12 protein-coding genes are annotated in these 19,569 nt (G+C 63.2%); 7 read left to right on the top strand and 5 right to left on the bottom strand.

The window, feature by feature from the left end:
- The first annotated feature begins 24 nt into the window (after positions 1–24).
- The 5 genes from KI235_RS04605 (at position 25) to KI235_RS04585 (ending at position 7,601) form a co-directional block, all read left to right on the top strand.
- Positions 25–927 (top strand): glycine betaine ABC transporter substrate-binding protein, encoded by a 903-nt coding sequence (locus KI235_RS04605; RefSeq protein ID WP_212795561.1) that lies wholly within the window; start codon positions 25–27, stop codon positions 925–927.
- Between the two features lie 15 nt (positions 928–942).
- The gene (locus KI235_RS04600) at positions 943–1,596 is read left to right on the top strand and encodes an ABC transporter permease (protein WP_003197757.1); all 654 of its coding nucleotides are present in this window, start codon (positions 943–945) and stop codon (positions 1,594–1,596) included.
- Positions 1,593–2,750, top strand: coding sequence for an ABC transporter ATP-binding protein (locus KI235_RS04595; protein WP_003197755.1), 1,158 nt, complete (start codon positions 1,593–1,595; stop codon positions 2,748–2,750). Before KI235_RS04600 ends, KI235_RS04595 begins: the two co-directional genes overlap by 4 nt.
- Before the next feature lie 489 nt (positions 2,751–3,239).
- Positions 3,240–4,403 (top strand): type III PLP-dependent enzyme, encoded by a 1,164-nt coding sequence (locus KI235_RS04590; RefSeq protein ID WP_003197753.1) that lies wholly within the window; start codon positions 3,240–3,242, stop codon positions 4,401–4,403.
- Between the two features lie 672 nt (positions 4,404–5,075).
- Positions 5,076–7,601 carry a sulfite reductase flavoprotein subunit alpha gene (locus KI235_RS04585; protein WP_212795856.1) on the top strand — a complete coding sequence of 842 codons (2,526 nt, stop codon included), beginning with the start codon at positions 5,076–5,078 and terminating at the stop codon, positions 7,599–7,601.
- A 153-nt stretch (positions 7,602–7,754) separates the two neighbouring features.
- Here KI235_RS04585 and KI235_RS04580 read toward each other — a convergent pair whose 3' ends face one another.
- The 4 genes from KI235_RS04580 to ptsP all read right to left on the bottom strand — a co-directional run bounded on the left by KI235_RS04580 (position 7,755) and on the right by ptsP (position 15,049).
- Positions 7,755–9,296, bottom strand: coding sequence for an alkaline phosphatase D family protein (locus tag KI235_RS04580; RefSeq protein WP_003197749.1), 1,542 nt, complete (start codon positions 9,294–9,296; stop codon positions 7,755–7,757).
- A gap of 190 nt (positions 9,297–9,486) precedes the next feature.
- Positions 9,487–11,229 (bottom strand): PTS fructose-like transporter subunit IIB, encoded by a 1,743-nt coding sequence (locus tag KI235_RS04575; RefSeq protein WP_027911982.1) that lies wholly within the window; start codon positions 11,227–11,229, stop codon positions 9,487–9,489.
- Positions 11,230–11,243: 14 nt separating this feature from the next.
- Entirely contained in the window at positions 11,244–12,185 is a 942-nt protein-coding gene (gene pfkB / locus KI235_RS04570; protein WP_003197744.1) for a 1-phosphofructokinase, read from the bottom strand.
- On the bottom strand, positions 12,185–15,049 hold the full coding sequence (gene ptsP / locus KI235_RS04565) for a phosphoenolpyruvate--protein phosphotransferase (protein WP_028237547.1): 2,865 nt from the start codon (positions 15,047–15,049) through the stop codon (positions 12,185–12,187). Before ptsP ends, pfkB begins: the two co-directional genes overlap by 1 nt.
- 288 nt (positions 15,050–15,337) lie before the next feature.
- On the opposite strand from ptsP, the gene cra reads away from it, so the two are divergent.
- Both cra and KI235_RS04555 read left to right on the top strand, forming a co-directional pair.
- Complete coding sequence (cra, locus tag KI235_RS04560; protein WP_003197741.1) at positions 15,338–16,333, top strand: catabolite repressor/activator; 996 nt, start codon at positions 15,338–15,340, stop codon at positions 16,331–16,333.
- A gap of 20 nt (positions 16,334–16,353) precedes the next feature.
- Positions 16,354–17,130 carry a TatD family hydrolase gene (locus KI235_RS04555; protein ID WP_039010506.1) on the top strand — a complete coding sequence of 259 codons (777 nt, stop codon included), beginning with the start codon at positions 16,354–16,356 and terminating at the stop codon, positions 17,128–17,130.
- A gap of 120 nt (positions 17,131–17,250) precedes the next feature.
- Here KI235_RS04555 and KI235_RS04550 read toward each other — a convergent pair whose 3' ends face one another.
- Positions 17,251–19,281 carry a methyl-accepting chemotaxis protein gene (locus KI235_RS04550; RefSeq protein WP_003197738.1) on the bottom strand — a complete coding sequence of 677 codons (2,031 nt, stop codon included), beginning with the start codon at positions 19,279–19,281 and terminating at the stop codon, positions 17,251–17,253.
- Positions 19,282–19,569: the final 288 nt, after the last annotated feature.

The raw sequence follows: 19,569 nt of genomic DNA, 5'->3' as shown, positions 1-19,569 counted from the left end.
CCGGCTGGATAAAGGAAATCGTTTATGAAGAAGTTGAGCTTGATACTGGGCTGCGTCCTGCTGTTCGCAGGATTCGCCCAAGCCGCTGAAAAACCGTTGATCCGCCTTGGCGCCCGAGTGTTCACCGAACAGACGCTGCTGGCGGAAATCACCGCGCAATACCTGCGCAGCAAGGGCTACGACGCGCAGATTACCGGTGGCCTGGGCAGCAACCTGGCCCGCAGCGCCCATGAAACCGGGCAACTGGACATGCTCTGGGAATACACCGGCGTGTCGCTGGTGGCCTACAACCACGTCACGGAGAAACTCGACAGCGCCCAGTCCTACGCCCGGGTGAAAGAACTCGACGCGAAAAAAGGCCTGGTCTGGCTGACACCGTCAAAATTCAGCAACACCTACGCCCTGGCCCTGCCGGAAAAAATCGCCCGCCAGTACCCGCAGATCAACAGCATCAGCCAGTTGAACACGGTGCTGCAGGCCGAAGCCGATGACGATCATCTGGTGGCCCTGGACACCGAGTTCGCCAACCGCTCAGACGGCCTGGCGGGCATGGTCCAGCAGTACGGCATGAACCTGACCCGCAAGAACATCCGGCAGATGGACGCGGGCCTGGTCTACACCGCCCTGCGCAACGGCCAGGTCTTCGCCGGCCTGGTGTACACCACCGACGGCCGGTTGAACGCGTTCAAGCTGAAGTTGCTGGAAGACGACAAGCATTACTTCCCCGACTACACCGCCGCACCAGTGGTGCGCCAGGCGTACCTCGACGCGCACCCGCAACTGGCCGAACAGCTCAAGCCCCTGGCCGAGCTGTTCGACGACGCAACCATGCGCCAGCTCAACGCCCGCGTGGACGTCAACCACGAAAGCCCTTCCACCGTTGCCGCTGATTTCCTGCGCCAGCATTCGCTGCTCTCAACCCAATGACCTGGAGGAAAAGCCATGGATTTTCTTGACGCCTTTTCCCATCTGGATTGGCCGCTGGTACTGCACCTGACCTGGCAGCACATCACCCTGGTGGGCATCGCCGTGACCTTGGCCATTGTTGTCGGTGTGCCGCTGGGCATCTTCATGACCCGCTTCCCGGCGCTTGCCGGCCCATTGCAGGCCAGCGCCACGGTGCTGCTGACGATTCCGTCGATTGCGCTGTTCGGCCTGCTGCTGCCGTTCTATTCCAAGTTCGGCCAAGGCCTGGGCCCAATGCCGGCGATCACTGCAGTGTTTCTCTATTCGCTGTTGCCGATCATGCGCAACACCTACCTGGCCCTGACCGGCGTCGAACCGGGCATCCGTGAGGCCGCCCGTGGCATCGGCATGACCTTCGGCCAGCGCCTGCGCATGGTCGAACTGCCCATCGCCGTGCCGGTGATCCTGGCCGGCGTGCGCACCGCCGTGGTCATGAACATCGGCGTCATGACCATCGCCGCCACCATCGGCGCCGGTGGCCTGGGCGTGCTCATCCTCGCTTCCATCAGCCGCAGCGACATGTCGATGCTGATCGTCGGCGCCGTGCTGGTCAGTCTCCTGGCCATCTTCGCCGACCTGCTTCTGCAATGGCTGCAACGCTCGCTGACCCCAAAAGGACTATTGAAATGATCGAACTTCAAAACCTCAGCAAAACCTTCAAGAGCAACGGCAAAGACGTCAAGGCCGTGGACTCGGTGAACCTGACCGTCAACGAAGGCGAGATCTGCGTGTTCCTCGGGCCGTCGGGCTGTGGCAAAAGCACCACGCTGAAGATGATCAATCGCCTGATCCCGCCCACCTCCGGCAAGGTGTTGATCAACGGTGAAGACACCACCGGCCTGGACGAAGTGACCCTGCGCCGCAACATCGGCTATGTGATCCAGCAGATCGGCCTGTTCCCGAACATGACCATCGAGGAAAACATCACCGTGGTCCCGCGCCTGCTCGGCTGGGACAAGCAGAAATGCCACGACCGCGCCCGCGAGCTGATGAGCATGATCAAGCTCGAGCCCAAGCAATACCTGCATCGCTACCCCCGTGAACTGTCCGGCGGCCAGCAGCAACGGATCGGCGTGATCCGTGCCCTGGCGGCCGATGCGCCGCTGCTGCTGATGGACGAACCCTTCGGCGCGGTGGACCCGATCAACCGCGAGATGATCCAGAATGAGTTCTTCGAGATGCAGCGGGCGTTGAACAAGACCGTGATCATGGTCAGCCACGACATCGACGAAGCCATCAAGCTGGGGGACAAGATTGCGATCTTCCGCGCTGGCAAGCTGGTCCAGTTCGATCACCCGGACACACTGCTGGCCCATCCGGCCGACGAGTTCGTCAGCAGCTTCGTCGGCCAGGACAGCACGCTCAAGCGCCTGTTGCTGGTCAAGGCCGAAGACGCGGCGGACAACGCCCCGTCGGTCAGCCCCGAGACGCCAGTGGGTGAGGCACTGGAGTTGATGGACGAACATGACCGTCGCTACGTGGTGGTCACCTGTGCCGAGAACAAGGCCCTGGGGTATGTGCGCCGTCGCGACCTGTACCGCCAGACCGGCACCTGCGGACAATACCTGCGCGAATTCAACGCCACCGCCGCGTATGACGAACACCTGCGGATCCTGCTGTCGCGCATGTACGAGTTCAACCGCTCGTGGCTGCCGGTGATGGATGCCGAGCGGGTGTTCCTCGGGGAAGTGACCCAGGAATCGATTGCCGAGTACCTGAGCTCCGGACGTTCGCGCGGGGGCAAGACCAGCATTGTCTCACCGGCCGAGACTGCGTTGGCCTGATCGAGCACAGCAGCCTTTGACTGATCGTTCCCACGCTCTGCGTGGGAACGCCTCCACGGACGCTCCGCGTTCGGCTCTGGGGACGCGGAGCGTCCCGGGCTGCATGCCCACGCAGAGCGTGGGAACGATCATCAACCGCCTTGAAAAACCAATCCAAGGGAACATCAATCTGTCACGCAGGTCGGTTACATCATGAGCTGTCGCGGGCCGCACGACGGATGTGTGCAAAAACGCGACATTTTTAGTTGATCTCAGGCCCCTCACGCCCTAAAGTTCGCGCCGAACGTCCATGCTGGAAACGATCCATCCGGCTCAAGTACTGACGACGAGACAGCAAGGCCAAGGGAATCACGCATCCCGTGGCCTTTTTGCTTTCGGCGACATGCCTTGGGAAGTAGGCGAACCAAAGTGGGGATACGGAGGACGTTCACGAGGGCTGCTTGCCCTCACACCCATTGATCCTGATGTTTGCCAGTAGGAGTCCCAAGTATGTCGATCCAGGTCGAAGATTATTTCGCGCGCGAAACCTTCCAGAAAATGAAAGCGTTCGCCGACAAGCAGGAAACCCCGTTCGTGGTGATCGACACCGCGATGATCTCCCAGGCCTATGACGACCTGCGCGCCGGTTTCGAGTTCGCCAAGGTCTACTACGCCGTCAAGGCCAACCCGGCGGTGGAAATCATCGACCTGCTCAAGGATAAAGGCTCGAACTTCGACATCGCCTCGATCTATGAGCTGGACAAGGTCATGAGCCGTGGCGTTGGCCCGGACCGGATCAGCTACGGCAACACCATCAAGAAATCCCGCGACATTCGCTACTTCTACGAGAAGGGCGTGCGCTTGTATGCCACCGACTCCGAAGCCGACCTGCGCAACATCGCCAAGGCCGCGCCGGGCTCGAAAGTCTATGTACGGATCCTCACCGAAGGCTCGACCACCGCTGACTGGCCGTTGTCGCGCAAGTTCGGCTGCCAGACCGACATGGCCATGGACCTGCTGATCCTGGCCCGCGACCTGGGCCTGGTGCCGTACGGCATTTCGTTCCACGTCGGCTCGCAACAGCGCGACATCAGCGTCTGGGACGCGGCGATCGCCAAGGTCAAGGTGATCTTCGAGCGTCTGAAGGAAGAAGACGGCATCGTCCTGAAGCTGATCAACATGGGTGGTGGCTTCCCGGCCAACTACATCACCCGCACCAATAGCCTGGAAACCTACGCCGAGGAAATCATCCGTTTCCTCAAGGAAGACTTCGGCGACGACCTGCCGGAAATCATCCTGGAGCCGGGCCGTTCGTTGATCGCCAACGCCGGTATCCTGGTCAGCGAAGTGGTGCTGGTGGCGCGCAAGTCCCGTACCGCCGTCGAGCGTTGGGTGTACACGGATGTGGGCAAGTTCTCCGGCCTGATCGAAACCATGGACGAAGCCATCAAGTTTCCGATCTGGACCGAGAAGAAAGGCGAGATGGAAGAAGTGGTCATCGCCGGTCCTACCTGTGACAGCGCCGACATCATGTATGAGAACTACAAGTACGGGTTGCCGTTGAACCTGGCTATTGGGGATCGTCTGTATTGGCTGTCGACCGGGGCCTATACCACTAGCTATAGCGCGGTGGAATTCAATGGCTTTCCGCCGCTGAAATCGTTTTACGTGTGATGTGTTTGGGTACTTGAACCTCTGCGGTTCTTGCCCCGGTCGCGTGGTGTTGTTCATTTGAAAAAAACGGTGCTTCTTCAGGAATGGGAAGCGCCGTTTTTTTTGATGGGTTGGTGTGTATATCCGTTGCTGCGGTAACGGCCGCTGGCGGTTCCGCTCTTACAGCGGGTCACTTTTGGAGAGCGCCAAAAGTAACCAAAAGCGCTTTGCCCCACCACTCGGCGCCTCGCCTAGGCTCGGCATGCCTGAACGAAGGCATTGCTCCGTGGGCCGCCGCGAAGGGCCATCCATGGCCCAGCGCGGCTAACCCGGCATCCATGCCGGGTTGCCCACTCCACAACGCCCCCGTTCAGCCAGCGTGGTTAACGGGGCGCCGAGATCAACGTCCACCGCGAGGCGGCCTAACAGCCGACCTGGCTCTCCCGGTCGTACACCCATTAGATCTGTGGGAGCAAAGCTTGCTCGCGAAAGCGGTGTTCCGGTCAATGAAGATCTTGGATGTGCCGGCCCCTTCGCGAGCAGGCTCGCTCCCACAGGATTTCGTCGTCGGCGGCGGGCAAAAGGCCCGCTCATGCAAATGATCGGGCCTTTTGAGTGTGTTTATGAATGCTTCTCGATAACACACGGCATAATGCACGCCGTGATGAACAGTAAATGAACAAGGCGAGCGACGTGTTGAAGAAATCCCTGTTCCAGTTGCACTGGTTTTTCGGCATCAGTGCCGGGCTGGTCCTGGCGTTGATGGGCGTTACCGGGGCGGTGGTGTCGTTCCAGGATGAAATCCTGCGGGCCTTGAATCCACAGGTTCTGATGGTCGAGAAGCAGCCGGCCGGCGTCCTGCCGCCCGCCGAGTTGGTGGAACAGATCGAGGCCACCTCCGGCAAGACCGTCGCCATGCTCTGGGTCGAGACCGACAGCGGCAACGCCGCGCGGGTGATCTTTGCGGCGCCTCCTGGGGAAAAACGTGGCGCCATGCGCTATTTCAACCCTTACAACGCCCAGTTCATGGGCGATGTGACGGGCCAGGACTTCTTCGGCTTGATGCTCAGGTTGCACCGCGTCCTGACCCTGGATGATGTCGGTCGGCAAATCACCGGTGCCTGTACGCTGATCCTGGTGTTTTTCTGCCTGTCCGGGCTGTACCTGCGTTGGCCGCGCCAATGGAAAAACTGGCGCGCCTGGCTGACCCTCGACTGGGGGAAAAAAGGCCGGAGCTTCAATTGGGACCTGCACTCGGTGGCGGGCACCTGGTGCCTGGCGTTCTATCTGCTGGCGGCGCTGACCGGGCTGACCTGGTCCTACGAGTGGTACAACAAAGGCGTGACCCGCCTGCTCTCCGATTCACCGAAAGAGGAACGGGTGCGCAATCGCGGCCCGGCGCCGAGCGGTCCACTTCCCGCGGCCGATTACCGGGCCATGTGGAGCAGCATCTACAGCGCCGCCGGCCCGGGGCTGTCGGCCTATAACGTGCGCATGCCGCCCGTGGCCGGGCAGCCGGCGACGGTGTTCTACCTGCTGAAAAACTCGCCCCACGACCGGGCGCTGAACCAGCTCACCCTCGACCCGGCCACCGGCGTCATCAGCCGGCACAGCCGCTACAGCGACAAGAGCCTCAAGGCGCAGTTGCTGACCAGTGTCTATGCCTTGCATGTCGGCAGTTACTTCGGCCTCGTCGGACGGATCCTAGTGACCGTCGCCGCGCTGACCATGCCGCTGTTCTTCATCACCGGCTGGTTGCTGTACCTGGACCGCCGCCGCAAGAAACGCCACGTCAGAAACGCCCGCCAGGCCATTATCGCCAACCCGGGCAATGCCCCGGCCTGGCTGATCGGCTTCGCCAGCCAAAGCGGTTTCGCCGAGCGACTGGCCTGGCAGACCGCCGGTCAACTCCAGGCCGCCGGCTTGCCCGTGAAGGTCCAGCCACTGGCCGGTGTGCGTGAGCAGGACCTGAACGACGCCACCCATGCGCTGTTTGTCGTCAGCACCTTTGGCGACGGCGAAGGGCCGGACAGTGCCCGCGGTTTCGAACGCAAGGTGCTGGGCCAGGCCCTGAGCCTGGAGCGCCTGCAGTATTCGGTGCTGGGCCTGGGCGACCGGCAATATGAACACTTCTGCGGCTTCGCCCGGCGCCTGCACGCCTGGCTGGCGGAACACGGCGGCAAGACCCTGTTCGCGCCGGTGGAAGTCGACAGCGGCGATCCTTACGCCCTGCGGCACTGGCAACAACAATTGGCAGAGCTGACCGGCCAAGCCCCGCTGGACACTTGGCAGGCACCAAGCTTCGAAAACTGGACCCTCAGCCAGCGCACCCTGCTCAACCCCGACAGCAGCGGCTCGGGCGTATACCTGCTGGGCCTCACCGCCCCCGGCCCGAGCAGTTGGCTGGCCGGTGACCTGGTGGAAATCCTGCCGCGCAATGACCTGCTGGCCATCGAGCATTTCCTCGACGGGCTCGGCCTCTCCGGCCACGCGCGCGTGCAAGTCGATGGCCTGTCCCAGAGCCTCGACCAGGCCCTGGCGACCCGACAACTGCCGGAAAACCGCGCCCATCTGGTCGGCCTGCATGCCCAGGCGCTGGTGGATGCCCTGGCACCGCTGGCGATACGCGAGTACTCCATCGCCTCGATCCCGGCCGACGGTATGCTGGAGCTGATCGTGCGCCAGGAACGTCACGCCGACGGCAGCCTGGGCGTCGGTTCCGGCTGGCTGACCGAACACGCACCACTGGGCAGCGCCGTCAGCCTGCGGCTGCGCCGCAACAGCAGCTTCCATCTGCCGGCCCAAGGTGTGCCGATGATACTGCTGGGCAACGGCACTGGTCTGGCCGGCCTGCGCAGCCTGCTCAAGGCACGCGTCACCGAGGGCATGCAGCGCAACTGGCTGCTGTTTGGCGAGCGCAACCGCGAACACGATTTCCACTGCCGCGATGAGTTGCAGGAATGGGTGACCTCAGGCGACCTGGAACGCCTTGACCTGGCCTTCTCCCGGGATCAGAAGCAGAAAGTCTACGTCCAGGACCGCCTGCTGGAATCGGCCGCGCTGCTCAAGCAATGGCTGGCCGACGGCGCGGTGATCTATGTCTGCGGCAGCTTGCAGGGCATGGCATCCGGGGTGGATCACGTGCTCAACAACGTGCTGGGGCGCGAGGAAGTGGAGCGGCTGATCGAGCAGGGGCGGTATCGACGGGATGTCTACTGACAGACACCCATCTTAAGTACCCCTTGTGGGAGCAAAGCTTGCTCGCGATAGCGGACTGTCAGCCAGCCATTTATTGACAGATGTACCGTTATCGCGAGCAAGCTTTGCTCCCACAGTGGCTTTTCCCACAGAGGTTCCTGGCGCGACTGACAGTCAAACCGGCTGCAACTTCTTCTCGAACACCGCCACACCTTCCAGATCCCGCAGCACCACGCTCATCTCCCCGCTTGGCCCGTCGATGTTCACCTCGCCAAAGAACTGATACCCGGCAAACGGCGAGGTGTTCTGGGCCGGCGGAGCTTTCTGGAACACCACTTCGGGGCCGAAGGTCTTGTCCAGGGCATTGGGCCCGAAGCTGCCGGCGTTCAACGGCCCGGCGACAAACTCCCAGAACGGTTCGAAATCCTGGAACGCGGCTTGTTCAGGATGGTAATGATGGGCGGCGCAATAGTGGACATCGGCGGTGAGCCAGACGTAGTTGCGCACCTGATGCTTGCGCAGGTAGCCGAGCAGTTCGGCGATCTCCAGTTCACGCCCCTGGGCCGCGCCCGGGTCACCGTTGGCGACCGCTTCCCAGCGCGGCACGCCGGGGCTGACCTCGCCATCCGGCACACCGAGGCCGATGGGCATGTCGGCGGCGATGACTTTCCATTGGGCACGGGATTGCTTCAATTCACGCTTGAGCCAATTCAACTGCTCACGCCCCAGGAACGGCTTGGCCGCGCCGAGGTTGGCGTCGTTGGCTTCGCGGTAGCTGCGCATGTCCAGCACGAACACATCCAGCAGCGGCCCGTAACCGAGCTTGCGGTAGATCCGTCCGCCGCCGTCGGCCTTCTGCAGACGCATCGGCGCGTATTCCAGCCAGGCTTGTCGCGCGCGCCCCACGAGGCTGTGGATATCCTTGGTCTGGTAGCGCTCGTCCAGTTGCTTGCCCGGCGACCAGTTGTTGACCACCTCATGGTCGTCCCACTGCCAGATCTGCGGCACTTCGGCGTTGAAGCGACGAACGTTTTCGTCCATCAGGTTGTAGCGATAGTTGCCGCGATACTCATCCAGGGTCTCGGCGACCTTGCTCTTGGCTTCGGTGGTGAGGTTGCGCCAGATGCGTCCACCCTCGGTGGTGATTTGCGCCGGCACCGGGCCGTCGGCGTAGATGGTGTCGCCGCTGTGGATAAAGAAATCCGGCAGACGCAGGCGCATGGCTTCGTAGATGCGCATGCCGCCGATGTCCGGATTGATGCCGAAGCCCTGGCCGACGGTATCGCCGCTCCAGACAAAACGGATGTTGCGCTTGAACTGCGGCACGCTGCGCAGGTGACCCAGCCAGGGTTCGCTGGCGACACCGCTCTGGGCGTCTTCGAAATGCACCCGGTAGAAAATCGCCTGGTCGCGGGGCAGCCCGGTGAGTTCGACCCGGGCAGTGAAATCGCTGCGGGCGTCGACCATGGGCGAGACGAAGCGGCGGGGATTGCTGAACTTGCTGCGGGTGTCCCACTCCACCACCATCCGCGCCGGACGGTCGCTGCGGCTCCAGATCATCGCCCGGTCGCCCTGCAAGTCGCCAGACTGCACACCGTCGGTGAGCACCGGCCGATCCTTGACCGAAGCCATCACCGCCGGCGCCAGCCCCGGCAACAACAACCCCGCCCCCACGGCTTGCATCACACGACGGCGGCCCAGGTCGAATTCGCTCATGGTGTTCTCCCTTGAAATGGGGAAACTTAAGCATGGCTCTGTGAAGTGGGTGTGACAGGACCTCATGAACTCAGCAGAACGAAATGTGGGAGCGAGCCTGATCGCGAAAGCGGTGTATCAGTCGACAAACAGGCTGTCTGACACTCCGTTATCGCGAGCAGGCTCGCTCCCACAGTAGGCACAGCAGTGATCAGGCCTTGGCCGGCTCCAACGCCATCTCCACCACTTCCGGCCGCTTGAGCAGCGCATACGCCACCCCCGTCAGCAGGCTCCCCGCCACGATCGCCAGCAGGTACAGCAGCGCGTGGTTGATGGCGTTGGGGATCAGCATCACGAACAGGCCGCCGTGGGGGGCCATGAGCTTGCAGCCGAAGTACATCGACAGCGCACCGGTCAGCGCGCCGCCGGCGATGCTGGCCGGGATCACCCGCAGCGGGTCCTTGGCCGCGAACGGAATCGCCCCTTCGGAGATGAAGCACAGCCCCAGCACCAGTGCGGCTTTACCGGCCTCGCGCTCGGTCTGGGCGAATTTGCGCCGGGCGATGAAGGTGGCGATACCCAGGCCAATCGGCGGCACCATGCCGGCGGCCATGGTCGCGGCCATCGGTGCATAACTCTGGGAAGCCAGCAGCCCCACCGAAAACGCGTAGGCGGCCTTGTTGATCGGCCCCCCGAGGTCGACGCACATCATCGCCCCCAGCAGCACGCCCAGCAGAATCGCGTTGGTGGTGCCCATGCTGTCGAGGAAATGAGTCAGGCCTTCGAGCATGCCCGCCACCGGTTTGCCGACGATGTAGATCATCACCAGGCCGGTGACCAGGCTCGCCAGCAGCGGGATGATCAGGATCGGCTTGAGCGCTTCCAGGCTCTGGGGCAGGCGCGCGTAGCGGTTGATCGCCTTGGCCACGTAACCGGCCAGGAAACCGGCGATGATCCCGCCAATGAAACCGGCGCCCAGGGTGCTCGCCAGCATCCCACCGATCATCCCCGGCGCCAGGCCCGGACGGTCGGCGATGGAATAGGCGATGTAGCCAGCCAGCAGCGGCACCATCAATTTGAACGCGGTGTCGCCGCCGATCTGCATCAGCGCGGCCGCCAGCGTGCCGGGCTCCTTGAAGGCGGTAATGCCGAACACAAACGACAAGGCGATCAACAGACCACCGGCCACCACCATCGGCAGCATGAACGACACGCCCGTCAGCAGGTGCTTGTAGACGCCGGTCTTCTCCGATTTGGCCGGGGCGCTGGCACCGCTCGACGCGCTTTCCTGACGACCTTCGACCAGCGCTTTGTTCAGCGTCGCTTCGGCCTGTTTCAAGGCGATGCCCGTGCTGCAGCGGTAGATCTTCTTGCCGGCAAAACGCTCGGTGGCGACCTCGATGTCAGTCGCCAGCAGCACCACGTCCGCCTCGGCGATGGCCTCGGCGCTCAACGGATTGCGCGCACCGACCGAACCCTGGGTTTCCACTTGCAGGTCGTAGCCGAGCTTCTTCGCTGCCTGCTGCAATGCTTCGGCGGCCATGAAGGTATGAGCAACGCCCGTTGGGCATGCGGTGATGGCAACCAGGCGCGGCGCACGCTCGGTCGACACCGCAGGTACCTCCTCCACGACATCCGAGGCGAGAAAAACCTCGGCCTCTTCGGCGCCGCGACGCAGCACCGAATCGACGTCTTGCAGGGCCTGGGCCGGGGTGCTGCGGAACAGGCGTTTGCCGACGAAGCGCGACATGTCCATCGGGCCGCTGGCAACCAGCAGGACCCATTCGGCCGCTTCGAGGGTCGCCGCCGACAACTGGCTTTCCGGGTGGGCCGTGTCATGGACTTCAACACTGGTGCTCCAACCCTGGCGCTGCGCCGCGGCGTCCAGCAGGCGGGCGCACAACACACTGGTGACCATGCCGTTGGGGCAGGCCGTCACAATGGCTAGTTTCATTCTTGCTAACCCTCTTATTGTTCTGTCAGGGGGCGCACGCGCACGCCCTGTTCAAGCGACGCCAGCAACGCGGTGTCGTGGATGCCAAAACCGATCTGCGTGACCGCCATGGCGGCGATGGCCGTGGCGGTGCGCAGCGTCTGTTCCGGGGTGTCGGCGCTGAGCAGACCGTGCAGCATGCCCGCCAGCAGCGAATCCCCGGCACCCACGGTGCTGGCGACGCTGACCTTGGGTGGCGAAGCATGCAGCGCCGTACCGACACTGAACCAGTTCACGCCATCGGCGCCGTGGGAAATCACCACATGTTCGACGCCCTGGGCATGCAGGCGCTGCGCCGCTTGCGCCTGGGCCGCTTCGCTCACCACCTCGCAACCCAGCGCGTCGGCCAGTTCCTCGGTGTTCGGCTTGATCAGCCACGGCCCCGCCGCCAGGGCGACGCGCAAGGCTTCGCCACTGGTGTCGAGGGCCACGTTCAGGCCGAGTGTTTTCAAGCGCGTGATCAAGGCCTGCAACCACTGCGGGCTGACGCCCCGGGGCAAGCTGCCCGCCACCACGACAACGTCGTGACCGGGGGCGATTTGCTCAAGACGCGCAAGCAAGGCGTGCTGTGCGGCTTCATCAACCACCGGGCCGGGGCCGTTGAGGTCAGTGATGCGTCCGTCCTGCTCGGCCAGTTTGATATTGCTGCGAGTTTCGCCGGGGACACGGATAAAAGCATCGACAAAACCACGCTGGGCAAACAGCGTCTCGAACACCTGGGCATTGTCTTCGCCCAGAAAACCACTGACCGTCAGCGTATGGCCGAGATCGGCCAACACCTGAGCCACGTTCACACCCTTGCCGGCGGCGTGGGCGTGCATGGCGTCGCTGCGGTTGACCTGCCCCGGCTCCAGGCGCGCCAACTCCACCGTGAGGTCGAGCGCCGGGTTGAGGGTCAGGGTAAGAATCTTCGCCATTACAGCGCCTCCACTAATGCGCGCACGTCATCGGCGCTGCCCACGGCCAAAGCCTCTTGGGCCAGGGTTTGTACTTGCGCCAGGCTCAGTTCGCGGACCCGCGCCTTGACCTCGGCAATGCTGCGGGCCGATACACTCAGTTCGTCCACACCCAGGCCCACCAGCACTGGCACCGCCAGCGGGTCGGCCGCCAGTTCGCCACACACACCGACCCATTTGCCATGGGCATGGGCAGCGCGCACGGTGATGTCGATCAGTTGCAGCACCGCCGGGTGCAGGCCATCGGCCTGGGCCGAAAGGGTCGGGTGACCACGGTCGATCGCCAGGGTGTATTGCGTCAGGTCGTTGGTGCCGACGCTGAAGAAATCGACTTCCTTGGCGAGCACCGGCGCCAGCAACGCGGCGGACGGCACTTCGATCATGATCCCCAGTTGCAGGTCCGCCACGGGGATTTCCTGGCGCAGGCGCTCGGTCATGTCCCGGGCCTGGCGCCATTCATCGACGCTGCCCACCATCGGGAACATGATCCGCAACGGACGGTTGTCCGCCGAGCGCAACAGGGCACGCAGTTGCGCTTCCATGACCTGCGGACGCTGCAAGGTCAGGCGGATGCCGCGCACGCCGAGGAACGGGTTTTCTTCTTTCGCGATCGGCCAGTACGGCAGCGGCTTGTCGCCGCCGACATCGAGGGTGCGCACCACCAGCGGTCGACCGGCCAGACCGTCGAGTACCTTGCGGTATTCGGCTTCCTGGGTCGCTTCGTCCGGCGCCTGGGTATGGGCCATGAAAATCAGTTCGGTGCGCAACAGGCCAATGCCTTCGGCGCCCTGCTCCACCGCGCTGGCAACACCAGCGCTTTCGCCGATGTTGGCAAACACTTCCACGGCATGACCGTCACGGGTCTGCGCCGGTTCGTGGCGCTGCTCGGCGGCGACCTTGAGGCGCTGCTCGCGGGTGTCGCGTTCCTCTGCTGCCCGTTGCAAGGTAGCGGCGTCAGGGTCCACGTGCAGGCGACCGCGCTGGCCATCCAGCAACAAGGACGTGCCCGGCGCCAGCAGCAACACCGCGGCACCGGCACCCACCAGAGCTGGAATGCCCAAGGCCCGGGCAACAATGGCGCTGTGGGCGGTGGCGCCGCCACGGGCGGTGAGAATCCCCGCCACCCGCGTCGGGTCCAGGCGGGCCACGTCGGACGGACCGACTTCGTCCATCACCAGGATGTAGGGTTGATCGGGTTCGTTCGGGGTTTCGACACCGCACAGTTGCGCCAGCACACGACGGCCGACGTCTCGCAGATCGGCGGCACGTTCGGCCAGCAAGGCGTCCTGCAAGGCTTCCTGTTCTTTCGCGGCGGCTTCAACCACCCCCATCCACGCCGCTTGCGCACTCTCGCCCAGCTTCAAGCGGGTGTCGACTTCGTCGCTCAGCTCCGGGTCGTCGAGCATTTCCTGGTGGGTGATGAAGATCTCGCGGATGGCCTTGGCCTTGGCGCGCTCAATCAACCCTTGGATATCACGGCGCACCTGGCTCAAGGCGTTTTGCAGGCGCTCGCGCTCGATGGCCGCCGACTCACCGCGCAACGGGTAATCGATGGCCTGCAATACCTGGATGTGGGCCGGGCCGATGGCGATGCCCGGGGCGGCGGCGACGGCCTGGATCAGGCTGCCGGATTCGGGCGCCAACACGACAGTCGCCACTTCGGCTATCACGGTTTCCCGCGGCGCACTCGGTGGCGGCAGCGGTTCGACTTCTTCGCCAAGGCCTTCTTCGATGGCCACCAGCAGGGCCGGCAACGCATCGGCGGCAATGCTCGGCTCGGCGATGAACTCCAGGACCTGGCCGCGACGGGCGCCCAGGCTCAACAGTTTGCTCAGGCTCTTGGCCGACACGGCGCTGTCCTGGCCATCGACGATGCGCACGCGGATCTCGCCTTCGAAGCTTTTCGCCAACTGGGCGAGGATCTTCGCCGGGCGTGCATGCAGGCCATGGGCATTGGCCAGGCCGATGCGCGCGCTGGGCCAATCGGCGGGTAATTCGCCGCCGAGCACTTCCAGCACCTTGCGGCTGCTGGTGGCGCGACCCAGTTCGTGGCCGCGGCCTTCGATCAGCAAGGCGCAGAGCCTTTCCAGCAGGGCCTGGTGAGCTTCGCCGAGGCTGGCGAGACAGAACAGCCCGCTCAACGGTTGACCCAGGTAGCGGATGGGTTTGTCCGGTGTGACGAACGCCAGGCCCGGACGCTTGACGGTCTGTTCGCTGTGCAGCCACCACAAGCCATCGCCCAAGGGCAGCGCATCGACTTGCTGCAACACCCCGGCAAAGCCATTGCTCACGCAATCGGCCTGGCGCAGCAAGCGGGCGCCGCGCCATACCAGTTCTTCAAAATCGTCAGCCGACACACCAAGACCGATCATCTGGGCATCCAGCGCCAGCTCCTGCGGCGCGCCTTGCAGCAGCTTCAGCAACGCTTCGGCGGAACCGGCACGGCGCAGGGCCTGGCCCAGGTCGGTCTCGCCGAGGGCGCGGGTCAGCAGTTGCAGCAGGCGCAGGTGTTCGTCGGACTTGGCCGCGATACCGATCGCCAGGTAGACGATCTGACCATCGCCCCAATCCACACCCTCGGGGAATTGCAGCAGGCGCACACCGGTCGAATGAACCAGGTCGCGGGTCTGCGGAGTGCCATGGGGGATGGCAATACCTTGGCCAAGAAAGGTCGAGCCCTGGGCTTCGCGAGCCTGCAAGCCGGCGAGGTAACCCTCAGCCACCAAGCCATCGGCCACCAGTTTGTCGGCGAGCAGTTGCAGTGCAGCGTCTTTATCCACAGCCGTCTGAGCCATGGATATCTGCTCTAGAGTGAGCTCGAGCATGCTTTCTCCTTTTTGGCGTCCGGTTGGCGCCAGGTATTGTTTTGAATGAATCAGCTTAGCGTTGCAGGATGATTTTTGGCGTGATCACGGCAGAAGGGCCAAAAATCCTGCTAGCCTTGAAAATACGCTTGCTGAAACGTTTAATCTAGAAAGATTGGCACGTTACTCGATAATCTCTCATCCTTGAAGTGCAACTTGTCGTAAGCGCTTGGACGGTGACCGTCGGCTTGAATCGGGTAGGATGGCCCTTATTGTCGGGGCTAACTCGAAAAAACAAGGAAAACCGGGTTGAAACTCAGTGATATTGCCCAACTGGCCGGTGTGTCCGTGACCACCGCCAGCTATGTCATCAACGGCAAGGCCGAACAGCAACGCATCAGCAGCGCCACCGTCGAACGGGTGCGGGCGGTGGTCCTGGAACACGGCTTCACGCCCAATCCCCAGGCCGCCGGGCTGCGCAGTCGCCACACCCGCACCCTGGGTTTTATCCTGCCAGACCTGGAAAACCCCAGTTACGCACGCATCGCCAAGCTGCTGGAACAAGGGGCGCGGGCGCGGGGCTACCAGTTGCTGATCGCCAGTTCCGACGACGCACCCGACAGCGAACGGCAACTGTTGCAGTTGTTCCGCGCCCGGCGCTGCGATGCGCTGATCGTCGCCAGTTGCCTGCCGGCCGGCGACGACAGCTACCTGCAGTTGCAGGCCAAGGGCATTCCGATCATCGCCATCGACCGGGTCATGGACCCTGCGCGATTCTGCTCGGTGATCAGCGACGACCGCCAGGCCAGCCTGCAACTGACGCGCAGCCTGCTGCAGACCCACCCTCGGCAAATCGCGCTGATCAGCGCTCGTCCCGAGTTGAGCATCAGCCAGGAACGGACCGCCGGTTTTCGCGAAGCCTTGGCCGGGTTCGAGGGCCAGGTACTGATCGAGCATGGCGAGTCGTTCAGCCGTGAATGCGGTCGCCAGTTGATGGATGAAATGCTCGCACGCCTGGGGCATCTGCCTGATGCGCTGATCACCACGTCCTACGTGCTGCTGCAAGGGGTGTTCGACGCCCTCCACGATTTCCCGCTCAAGTCGCGGCCGTTGCGCCTGGGCACGTTTGGTGACACGCAGCTGCTGGACTTCCTGCCGCTACCGGTCAATGCCATGTCCCAGCAGCACCAACTGATCGCCGAAAAAGCCTTGGAGCTGGCCCTGGCGGCCATCGAAAACGATGACTACCAGCCAGGCGTGCAGGCCATCGCGCGGACGTTCAAGCAGCGTATTCACCAGGGCTGAAGCTTCTTCAGGATTGATGCATGGAGTTGATCGATACCCATACCCACCTGGATTTTCCAGACTTTGACGCGGACCGCCCGGCACTGCTGGCCGAAAGCCGCGCAGTGGGCGTGCGGCAAATGGTGGTACTGGGCGTGTACCGGGACAACTGGCAGCGGGTCTGGGACCTGGTGCAAAGCGACCCGGACCTGCATGCCGCACTGGGCCTGCACCCGGTGTATCTCGATCAGCACCGACCCGACGACGTGGCGCTACTGCGCGAGTGGCTGAGCCGCCTGGCCGGACACCGGCAATTGTGTGCGGTGGGGGAAATCGGCCTGGATTACTACATCCCGACCCTGGACCGCGAACGCCAGCAGGCGCTGTTCGAAGCACAACTGCAACTGGCGGTGGAGTTCGAGCTGCCGGCGCTGATCCATGTGCGTCGCAGCCATGCCGACGTGATCGCAACGCTCAAGCGCATGGCCCCCAAACGCGCAGGAATCATCCACGCCTTCGCCGGCAGTTTTGAAGAGGCCCGCGAGTACATCAAGCTCGGCTTCAAGCTCGGCCTGGGCGGCGCCGCGACCTGGCCCCAGGCCTTGCGCATGCACCGGGTGCTGGCGAAATTGCCGCTGGACGCGGTGGTGCTGGAAACCGATTCCCCGGACATGGCCCCGGCGATGTTCCCCGGCCAACGGAACAGCCCGGCGCATTTGCCGGCGATTTGTGAGGCGTTGGCCGGGATCATGGCGATCAGCGCCGAGCAACTGGCCGAGGCCAGCACGGCCAACGCGCGCCGACTGTTCAACTGGTGATCCCTTGTGGGAGCGAGCTTGCTCGCGATAGCGTCCCATCAGTCGACAAATAGGTTGCCTGACACTCCGCTATCGCGAGCAAGCTCGCTCCCACATTGGATCGGTGGTGGGCCCTGGGAATCACACCCGAAACGCATTGATCAACTGCTTGAGCTGCACCACCTGGGCAGACAATTCGCGGCTGGCGTCTTCGGTCTGGTGGGCACCTTCGGCGGTGCGTTCGCCGGCGCGGTTGATCTCGACGATGTTCTGGTCGATGTCATGGGCCACCGCCGTCTGCTGCTCTACCGCGGCGGCGATCTGCTGGTTCTGGTCGACGATCATGCCGACGGCGCCGAGGATATTCTCCAGGGCCTGCTGGACCTTTTCCGATTGGCTGACCGTGCCACTGGCCATCTCATGGCTGGTGCCCATCGCCTTGACCGCAGCGCCGACACCACCATGCAGACGGGTGATCATCGCTTCGATTTCTTCGGTCGATTGCTGGGTTCGCTTGGCCAGGGTCCGCACCTCATCGGCCACCACCGCAAAGCCGCGCCCCTGCTCACCGGCCCGGGCCGCTTCAATGGCGGCATTGAGGGCCAGCAGATTGGTCTGCTCGGCGATGCTCTTGATCACATCCAGCACGCGACTGATGGCCTGGCTGTCGGTCGCCAGTTGATTGATCACCTGCACGGACTGGTCGATCTCGCTGGCCAAGCGGGCGATGCTGCCCTGCTGGGATTCCACCAACCCGCGCCCACTGAGGGTTTCGTCGTTCACGCTGTGGGCACTGCTCACAGCTGCAGCGGCACTGCGGGCAACCTCCTGGGCCGTGGCCGACATCTGGTTCATCGCCGTGGCCACCAGTTCGATCTGGCTGCGCTGGCCGGCGACGGCCTGGTTGCTCTGGGCCGATACCGTTTCCACCTGCCCGGCCTGGCGTTCGACTTCGGCGACGGTGCGACCGACCTGTTCGATCAGGTCATGGATCTTCGCCACCGTACCGTTGAACACTTCACCCAATTCGCCCAACTCATCCTTGCTGCGGGCAACAAAATTGACCGTCATGTCCCCCGCCGCCACCTTGTCCATCATCTGGCCCAGGTGCTGGAGCGTGGTGCGGGTCGAGGCGTAGAAACCGGCGTACAGGTAAAAAATCAACAGGAACACCAGCACCAGCGCCACGGCTTGCAGCACCATGTGGCTGCGGTTCTGCTCCAGACGCTGCTGCAACTGCACACCAAGAAAGCCCTGGGTCGCCTCGTTCAGCCGATAGGTCTGCTCCATCAGGCCACTGACTTGCTCATAAAATGCCGGCCATGGCGCATCGAGCGTGTCGGCCATCACTACCTGCTCTTCAATCAGTTCACTGGCCTTCTTGAGGGTGCTCTTGCTGCCATTGGCCTGATCGGCAAGGGCCTGCCCGGCGGCCTTGCTGGAACCCAAGGCATCCTGCAGTTTCAAGTCATATTCGCCCTGGAGCTTTTCGATCTGCGCCAGCAACTCGTCGAAGCGGGTGCTCGACGCCGAGTTGAGAAACCCCAGCCCCAACGAGGACGCGCCCAGCGCCCGGCCTTCGCCGAGAATCTGGGTGACCTTGGGGGTCGTGCCGATGATCAACTCGCTGAGCTGGCGGATGTCGCTCTGGTTGTCGCGGCTCAGCCCCGCCTGGCTGGCGATGAGCTGGCCGAACATCTGGGCGCTGTTGAGCAACTTGCCGATCAGCGCACTTTTGCTCTGCAGCGAGCTTTCGGCCTGCTGGGCCTTGAAAGCTCCGATCATTTCGTCGCGCTTGGCCTCGAAGGCACTGACCTGCTCTGGCTCGATGGCCACGGGAGTCATGCCTTGCAGCCGCGCGAGGACCTGTTGTTCCAGGCTGCCGATCTTCGCTTCGACATCACCGGCCTTGCCGGACTGACCCAGGCTGGCGTTGATCTGCACCAGGTTATTTAGGGTTTCCAGGTCGCGGCGCAGGACCAGGCTGCTGCCCAGCAGGTCGAGGCTTTGCAGCTCCACTTGCGTGCCCTGGAATTCCCGATAGGAATCGCGCACCAGAAAGAAGTTGGTTACCAGCATTGGCAACAGGAACAGCACGCTGATCAGGCTGAACTTCATGCCGAAGCTCAGGCGGTTCATCAGCGCGACGGCGGGCCAGAGCAAACTCTTCACAAGGAAGTCTCCCGGTAGTGTTCTTATTGTTATGAGTTCGCGCACGGAGACAGCAGAAAGCCACTATTCGGGCGCTGTCCCTGTATAGCCTAAATCGGCGGGGAGATTTGTAACTTAAGGTTAACGAGAAGGACTGACACGGTTCAGCTGTGGGAGGGGATTTATCTGTGGGAGCAAGGCTTGCCCGCGATGCAGGCGCCTCGATTTCTGAAAGACCGCATCGCTTGTATCGCGGGCAAGCCTTGCTCCCACAGAATCCCTCGCCACAAGGAAATGTGTTGGTTGCTC

This window comes from Pseudomonas sp. St386 (genome assembly GCF_018325865.1).
In the GTDB taxonomy this organism is placed as follows: Bacteria; Pseudomonadota; Gammaproteobacteria; order Pseudomonadales; family Pseudomonadaceae; genus Aquipseudomonas; species Aquipseudomonas brassicacearum.
Note: the sequence above shows the minus strand (reverse complement) of the source record. Positions and strands in the feature narration are given on the sequence as shown.

Coding starts and splice junctions, on each gene's coding strand:
- KI235_RS04605 (WP_212795561.1), top strand. CDS start 25: ATGAAGAAGTTGAGCTTGATACTGGGCTGCGTCCTGCTGTTCGCAGGA.
- KI235_RS04600 (WP_003197757.1), top strand. CDS start 943: ATGGATTTTCTTGACGCCTTTTCCCATCTGGATTGGCCGCTGGTACTG.
- KI235_RS04595 (WP_003197755.1), top strand. CDS start 1,593: ATGATCGAACTTCAAAACCTCAGCAAAACCTTCAAGAGCAACGGCAAA.
- KI235_RS04590 (WP_003197753.1), top strand. CDS start 3,240: ATGTCGATCCAGGTCGAAGATTATTTCGCGCGCGAAACCTTCCAGAAA.
- KI235_RS04580 (WP_003197749.1), bottom strand. CDS start 9,296: ATGAGCGAATTCGACCTGGGCCGCCGTCGTGTGATGCAAGCCGTGGGG.
- KI235_RS04575 (WP_027911982.1), bottom strand. CDS start 11,229: ATGAAACTAGCCATTGTGACGGCCTGCCCCAACGGCATGGTCACCAGT.
- pfkB (WP_003197744.1), bottom strand. CDS start 12,185: ATGGCGAAGATTCTTACCCTGACCCTCAACCCGGCGCTCGACCTCACG.
- ptsP (WP_028237547.1), bottom strand. CDS start 15,049: ATGCTCGAGCTCACTCTAGAGCAGATATCCATGGCTCAGACGGCTGTG.
- KI235_RS04555 (WP_039010506.1), top strand. CDS start 16,354: ATGGAGTTGATCGATACCCATACCCACCTGGATTTTCCAGACTTTGAC.